The organism is Roseovarius halophilus (ex Wu et al. 2025), from assembly GCF_047086965.1.
The window spans coordinates 1-6,620 of sequence record NZ_JBKOTX010000260.1; the positions used below are offsets into that span (position 1 = coordinate 1).

A 6,620-nucleotide genomic window follows, 5' to 3' on the forward strand; every position below is an offset into this window, starting at 1 on the left:
CGCCCCCGAGATGCCACTGGTCATCCCCCTGATGCTGTACAACCCAACGGTCTGCGGGGGGCGGCGATCCGTCGAGGGAACGCCCCCGCTTGCGTCACCGCCGGCTCAAGGGCGGGCCGGGATGAAACGGGCCCCGATATCGGCAAGCGCAGTGTCCACGAGTCGCCGCTCTGCGCGCGAAAGGGTCTGGTGACGCGGGTAGAGCGGGGCGCGCCGATCGTCGACGATCGGCCCGTCGAACCCGGCGGTGGTGGCAAAGAAATGCGCGGCGCCATCGCGTCCCTGCAGGTTCAGGTAGCCCTGCACCACCACGTCGAGGTAACTCAGCAGGATCGGATGTTCGGTCGAGGGTGGGCCGATATGGCCCCGAGCGGCCTCGTAGACGGCGGTCTGTCGGCGCGGGCGGTCATGGATCACGCGGTCTGTCACGTCACGGCGCAGGTAGGCCTGTTCGCGCCGGTCAAGCGCGGACCAGTCGCCGCCGGGCACATGGGCCAGCATCCCGAGGATCTCGGCGCCCTTGGCCGGTTCGACCGACAGGAAAGCCACCGGGCGACGCGAGGAATGTTTCCAGACCCGCCGCCAGCCCCGCAGCTTTGCGGGAAACGGGTCGGCGTAGTCATGGGTCGCGAGGTTCACAAGAGACCCATAGCCAAAGAACGCGGGATGGGGGGTGGACGCACTCATTCCCGCGCCCGGAGCACGCGGGCCGGCTTCGCGGACAGGGGCCGCAGAGCGAAGGCCAGACCGGCCAGCAGCGTCGTCAGCACCCCGCCGAAGACGATGGCGAGGGCATTGGACCAGATCGGCGTGAACCCCGTTTCCATCACGAAGGTCGAGACGGCCCAGCCCCCGGCCATGCCCGCCGCCAGCGCCACCAGCGCCGCCGAAAGCCCCAGAAGCGCGGCGCGCAGCGCGAAGCTGCGCAGGATGCGGCCGCGCGGAGCGCCGAGTGTCTTGAGCACCGCCGCCTCGTAGGTGCGGGTCCGTTCGCCGGCGGCCGCCGCGCCGATCAGCACCAGAAAGCCTGTCACCAGGGTTGCCAGCGCGCCATAGCGGGTCGCGGCGGCGATGCCGCCCAGCACCACCAGCACCCGGTCGATGGCATCGCGAATCCGGATCGCGGTGATATTGGGATAGGCCTGTGAGAGGTCGCGCAGGATCGCCGCCTCGGCCTGAGGTTCGGCATAGACGGTGCTGATCCAGCTGTGCGGCGCGCCCTGTAGCGCGGCCGGGTTCATGGACAGGATGAAGCCCATGCCCGCGTCGTCGAAATCCACCTGCCGGAAACTGGTGATCTCGGCGGTGATGTCGCGACCCAGGAGATTGACGGTGAGCGTATCACCCAGCGACAGGCCCATTTCCTCGGCCTCTTCCCGGCTGAAACTGACCTGGGGCGGGCCGTCGTGGTCGGGGGCCCACCACTTGCCGTCGGTAACAACGGTGCCCGGGCGTGGCTCGGCGGAATAGGTCAGGCCACGGTCGCCCTTGAGCACCCAGTGATCGGTGACCTCCGCGGCGGGTTGGTCGTTGATCCGGGTGATGATGCCGCGCAGCATCGGCGCGGCTTCGTAGTCGCGCACGGCGGGGTCCTCCTCCAGACGGGCGCGGACCCCGTCGATCTGGTCGGGCTGGATGTCCACGAAGAAGTAGGAGGGCGCAACCTCGGGCAGTTCGTCGGATATGGACCGGCGCAGGTTGCCATCGATCTGGCCGACGGCGGCCAGTACGGTGAGCCCCAGCCCGAGAGACAGAACGACCGAGGTCGTCTCGCCCCGCTGCGCACCGATGGCACCAAGGGCGAGCCGCAGGGTGGGCCGTCCGCGCGCGGCGCGGCGGAACCGGCGCGCCAACCAGCCCACGCCCAGTGCGGCCAGCACCAGCAGCCCCAGTGCCGCCACGATTCCGCCTGTGGTCCAGAGCGTCAGCAAGGCCGTCCCCGAAAACCAGACCGCTGCCCCGACCAGGGCTGCCAGCAGCAGGCCAATGGCCAGCAGGTAGCGCAGGGCGGGCAGGTGCGCGGCGCCGTCGCCGATATTACGAAAGAGCGTGGCGGCACGGATCTGTTCGGTCCGGGCGAGCGGCCACAGCGTGAAGATGCCCGCGGTCAGCACGCCATAGAGCGCGGCCTCGGCCAGGGGCGCGGGGTAGAGGGTGAACCTGGCCGGGATGGGAAGCCGCTCGGCGATCAGCGGCGACAGGGCAAGCGGGACCAGTGCGCCCATGATCAGCCCGATGCCGACACCGAGCACCGTGAGGATTCCGATCTGCAGGAAATAGGTCAGGAAGATCGTCCCGCGCGTGGCGCCGAGGGTCTTGAGCGTGGCGATGACCTCGGTCTTGCCCGCGAGATAGGCGCGCACCGCCGCCGAGACACCGACACCACCCACAGCCAGCCCCGACAGCCCCACCAGCACGAGGAAGGCGCCGATGCGGTCGACGAACTCGCTGACACCCGGTGCCCCGTCGCGGGCATCGCGCCAGCGCAGGCCGCTGTCGCTGAAGCGCGCCTCGGCCTCGGCCTGCAGCGCGGCGAGGTTGGCGTCCTCGGGCAGGTCCAGCCGATAGTTGCTGTCCATCAGGGTGCCTTCGCCCAGAAGGCCGCTGTCTGACAGATCGTCGAGTTGCACCAGCGTGCGCGGCCCCAGCCCGAAGCTGCCGCCCGAGTTGTCGGGGTAGGACTCGAGGATGGCCGACAGCACGAAGTCCTGCGTGCCAAGCCGGAACGTATCGCCGGGCGCAAGCGCCAGCCGGTCGGCCAGGATGCGCTCGATCACCGCGCCGGGCAAACGGTCGGTGCCGGCGAAGGCCTGATCCAGCGGCATGTCAGGGTCCAGTTGCACGGTCCCGATCAGTGGATAAAGCGCGTCTACCGCCTGCACCTGGGTCAGCCCACGCTCGGGGTCATCGCCGGGCACGACGGCCATCGAGCGGAAGTCCACCGTTTCCGAGACGGCCTCGGAGATCCGGTTCATCCAGGCGGCCTCGTCCGGCTTCGCGAACCGGTAGGTGAAGGTGACGACGGCATCGCCCCCCAGCAGCGCGGCGCCCTCCTCGGCCAGCCCGGCCTGGATCGAGGCGCGGATGGTGCCCACTGCGGCGATCGCCATGACCCCCAGCGCGAGGCAGGCCAGGAAGATACGGAACCCGCGCAATCCGCCGCGCAGCTCGCGCCGGGCCAGTCGGTAGGCAAGCGGCGCATTCATTCCGTCGCCGCCTTGCCGCTGTCCATGCGTCCGTCGCGCAGGGGCAGGATACGGTCGCAGCGCCGGGCCAGCTCGGGCGCATGGGTGACAAGGATCAGCGTCGCGCCGTGGCGCTCGCGCAGACCGAAGAGCATGTCGATGATCGCCGCGCCGTTGGTCTCGTCCAGATTGCCGGTGGGTTCATCCGCCAGCAGCACCTTGGGCCGTGGCGCGGCGGCGCGGGCGAGGGCCACGCGCTGCTGCTCGCCTCCCGACAGCTGGCCGGGGTAATGCCCGGCCCGGTCGGACAGGCCCATGTCCGCCAGTTCGGCCTGCGCGCGGTCGAAGGCATCCCGGTGCCCGGCCAGTTCCAGCGGCGTGGCGACGTTTTCCAGCGCCGTCATGGTCGGGATGAGGTGGAAGGATTGGAAGACCACCCCCATATTGTCCCTGCGGAACCGCGCCAGCGCGTCCTCTCCCATCCGGGTGATGTCGGTACCAAGTGCGGTGATGCGCCCCGATGTCGCGGTTTCCAGCCCGCCCATCAGCATAAGGAGTGACGATTTGCCAGACCCGCTCGGCCCGACCAGCCCCATGGTTTCCCCGCGTGCCACCTCCAGCGAGATGTCGCGCAGGATATCGACCCGCCCCGCGTTGCCCATCAGAGACAGCGAGACGTCGGTCAGCGAAAGGGCGGGGTCACTCATGGCGCGGGCCTTCGGGATGTTGCGGTACCTCACATATGGGGCAATCGGCGCGGCCCGCAATGCGGCTGCGGCACTCCTTGTTCTTGCCGGGGCCGCCCAGGCCGAGACGGTCACCATCGCTGCCCTGGGCGACAGCCTGACTCAGGGCTACGGCCTGATAGACCAGGAAGGATTCGTCCCACAGATGGAAGCCTGGCTGCGCGATCAGGGCGCAGAGGTGGCCCTTGTGAATGCGGGGGTGTCGGGCGATACCACCGCCGGGGGGTTGTCCCGGGTGGACTGGACACTGACGCCGCAGGTGGACGCCCTGATCGTGGCCCTGGGCGGCAACGACATGCTGCGCGGGATCGCCCCCGAGGTGGCCCGTGCCAACCTGGACGGGATCATGCAGGAGGCCGAGGACGCCGACACGCCCGTCCTGCTCGTGGGCATGGAGGCGCCGGGCAACTACGGCCCCGACTACAAGAGGGCCTTCGATTCGATCTATGCCGACCTGGCCGACACCTATGACAGCCTGCTGTTCGACAATTTCTTTGAGGGAATCATGGCGGAGGACCTGTCCCGGGTGCGTGAGACGTACATGCAGCCCGACGGCATCCACCCCAATGCCGACGGCGTGAAACGGATCGTCGAAGCGATGGGCCCGGCGGTGCTGGATCTCGTCGCGCGGGTCGACTGATCCGGTGACGCGAAACGCCCGGACGGTTCCGCCCGGGCGTTCTATCTGTCAGGCCGGGGCGCGCGCCCCGACGCCGGTTCAGGCCAGCGCCAGATCGACCGCAGACTGGCGGCCGTCGCGGCCTTCCTGCAACTCGTAGGTCACTTTTTGATCGTCGGCGAGGCCGGTCAGACCGGACCGCTCGACCGCAGAGATGTGCACAAAGACGTCCTTGCCGCCGTCATCGGGGGCGATAAAGCCATACCCCTTGGTGGTGTTGAACCATTTGACTGTGCCAGTAGCCATATCACTGTTTCCTTCGTTTTGCTCCGCTCGCGGGATGCAGCGGATCGGCCCGTCAGTGCAGAGGATCGAGAAACTGCGCCGATAGAGGAGACAGTGGTAGATCGTGGTAACGTCGCGACAACAGGATGCGCATCCAAGCCGAATCGATCAAGTGAAATTCCTGTGGCAGACGAATCGGGCAGGCTGCTGCCACCGGTGGCAGGGGCGCGCCGCGGTACGGGCTGCGGTGTCGTTTCCCTTGGTGCCCCGGCCCGGAGTCTGATAGCACCGGAGTGTATTGGCAACCTACGGGGGAGACAGATGTTCAAGTTTCTATTCGGACGCAAAGCCGGGGCCGAGCCGGCCCAGGAAACCCAGCGCGAGACGCTGGAACGCGCCATCGGCGAAATCAACGAGATCATGACGGGGCTTGCCGACAAGCCCAAGCTGACCGTGGACATGGAAACCGGGGGTCTGACGCTGGAGCTGCCCGAGCAGATGCCCGACGAGGCCCTGGCCCTGCCCGCCCCGGCCGGGGAAACCACGGCGGACGATGCCGCAGCGACACCCGAGGCTGATTCCGACAAGCCCGCGGCCTGAGCGCCGCGGCCCCCGCAACGCAAAAAGGGGCAGCCGAAGCCGCCCCTTTCCGAATCGTGTCGCGTCCGGCTCAGGCCAGGGCGATGTTCGTCGCGCTCTCGCGGCCATCGCGGCCGGCTTCGACGTCGAAGGTAACCTTCTGATCGTCGGCCAGGCCGGTCAGACCGGCCCGCTCGACAGCGGAGATATGGACGAAAACGTCCTTGCCGCCGGTCTCAGGTGCGATGAAGCCGAAGCCTTTGGTGGTGTTGAACCATTTCACGGTGCCATTGGCCATGTGAAGTCTTCCTTATGATCTATGCTGCCCGCGGTAGTGCGGCAGCCCGGCGTAGTCAGTCTGGGTCGAAGAACTGAGTGCCGGTTAAGGAAGTCAGGGTCGAGGTAGAATAACGTTGCAAGGCGTGTATGACGGGTTTGCGGGCGGATGGCAAGGGGAAATCTGTTGGTGTCATGCGCGCCTTGGCCATATCCTAGGGAGGCATGCGCCCATGCGAATACTTCGACCCACCCCAAGGCGTGCGCGGCTCGTAGATTTGGTAACCGACGTCGCTCGGATGATGAGGTGACATCCTTTTTGGATTGGTCGACCAGCCGATTTCTAACCAAGAGTTTCACGGATAATCTTAGCTATCTCGGATTCAGAAATGAGTTTGGCATTGCGTCCCAGCCTTCTTACTAGCTGGGAAAACTCTATACAGTTCTTGTTCGCGATGAATGATTGAAATGCGCTTGATGCCAACATCCGATTTATAACCGTTGTCGTTCGATCGATCCGATGTTTTTGGTATGCATAGACGAGTCTGGAAGATGATACTGGGAAAAGCACTTCGCAAGCGGGCTTCCCAGTGGACAAAAAAGGCGCGAACCCTCCGTCTGCAACGAATGTCACCATTGTATCGGGTAGTATCAAACCTGGGTCGGCGACCTCAATAACCTCGTATTTAAGGCCGCTATAAAGATCGCGACGTTTCTCTGGGCTCGCATCTTGCCTGAGTAACTTGAGGTGCGTTTCGCGACCGATCTTTGACATCGCTGATTCCAAGCCCTCCATCGCCGGCAAAACATCGGATTGTAGGTTGGAAGCAAATGGTCCCTTCTCGATCTCTGTGGGTTGCCGGGCTCATCAAGGGTTGAACGGGCGCTACATTTTGTGCGGCCGGTAGGCGCGTCCGGCGCGTAGAACTC

At 66.2% G+C, this 6,620-nt stretch carries 7 protein-coding genes; 2 read left to right on the top strand and 5 right to left on the bottom strand.

The window, feature by feature from the left end:
* Nucleotides 1–105: 105 nt before the first annotated feature.
* From ACH107_RS28835 to ACH107_RS28845, 3 genes are read right to left on the bottom strand one after another with little or no spacing between them, the layout of a single operon-like run.
* Nucleotides 106–687: a gamma-glutamylcyclotransferase family protein gene (locus ACH107_RS28835; protein WP_412509171.1), complete on the bottom strand. Its 582-nt coding sequence runs from the start codon at nt 685–687 to the stop codon at nt 106–108.
* Nucleotides 684–3,206, bottom strand: a complete 2,523-nt coding sequence (locus ACH107_RS28840) for an ABC transporter permease (protein ID WP_412509172.1) — start codon at nt 3,204–3,206, stop codon at nt 684–686. Before ACH107_RS28840 ends, ACH107_RS28835 begins: the two co-directional genes overlap by 4 nt.
* A complete protein-coding gene (locus ACH107_RS28845) occupies nt 3,203–3,892 on the bottom strand; it encodes an ABC transporter ATP-binding protein (RefSeq protein WP_412509173.1) in 690 nt (229 codons plus the stop codon). The genes ACH107_RS28840 and ACH107_RS28845 overlap by 4 nt, the downstream gene beginning before the upstream one ends.
* Here ACH107_RS28845 and ACH107_RS28850 point away from each other — a divergent pair.
* A complete protein-coding gene (locus tag ACH107_RS28850) occupies nt 3,891–4,571 on the top strand; it encodes an arylesterase (protein WP_412509174.1) in 681 nt (226 codons plus the stop codon). The two genes, ACH107_RS28845 and ACH107_RS28850, sit on opposite strands and share 2 nt — an antisense overlap.
* A gap of 78 nt (nt 4,572–4,649) precedes the next feature.
* Here ACH107_RS28850 and ACH107_RS28855 read toward each other — a convergent pair whose 3' ends face one another.
* On the bottom strand, nt 4,650–4,856 hold the full coding sequence (locus tag ACH107_RS28855) for a cold-shock protein (protein WP_310692042.1): 207 nt from the start codon (nt 4,854–4,856) through the stop codon (nt 4,650–4,652).
* Between the two features lie 300 nt (nt 4,857–5,156).
* Here ACH107_RS28855 and ACH107_RS28860 point away from each other — a divergent pair, with 300 nt between their 5' ends.
* Nucleotides 5,157–5,435, top strand: coding sequence for a hypothetical protein (locus ACH107_RS28860; RefSeq protein WP_310692043.1), 279 nt, complete (start codon nt 5,157–5,159; stop codon nt 5,433–5,435).
* A 70-nt stretch (nt 5,436–5,505) separates the two neighbouring features.
* Here the strand turns inward: ACH107_RS28860 and ACH107_RS28865 are convergent, their stop codons facing one another.
* Entirely contained in the window at nt 5,506–5,712 is a 207-nt protein-coding gene (locus ACH107_RS28865; RefSeq protein ID WP_109387217.1) for a cold-shock protein, read from the bottom strand.
* Nucleotides 5,713–6,620: the final 908 nt, after the last annotated feature.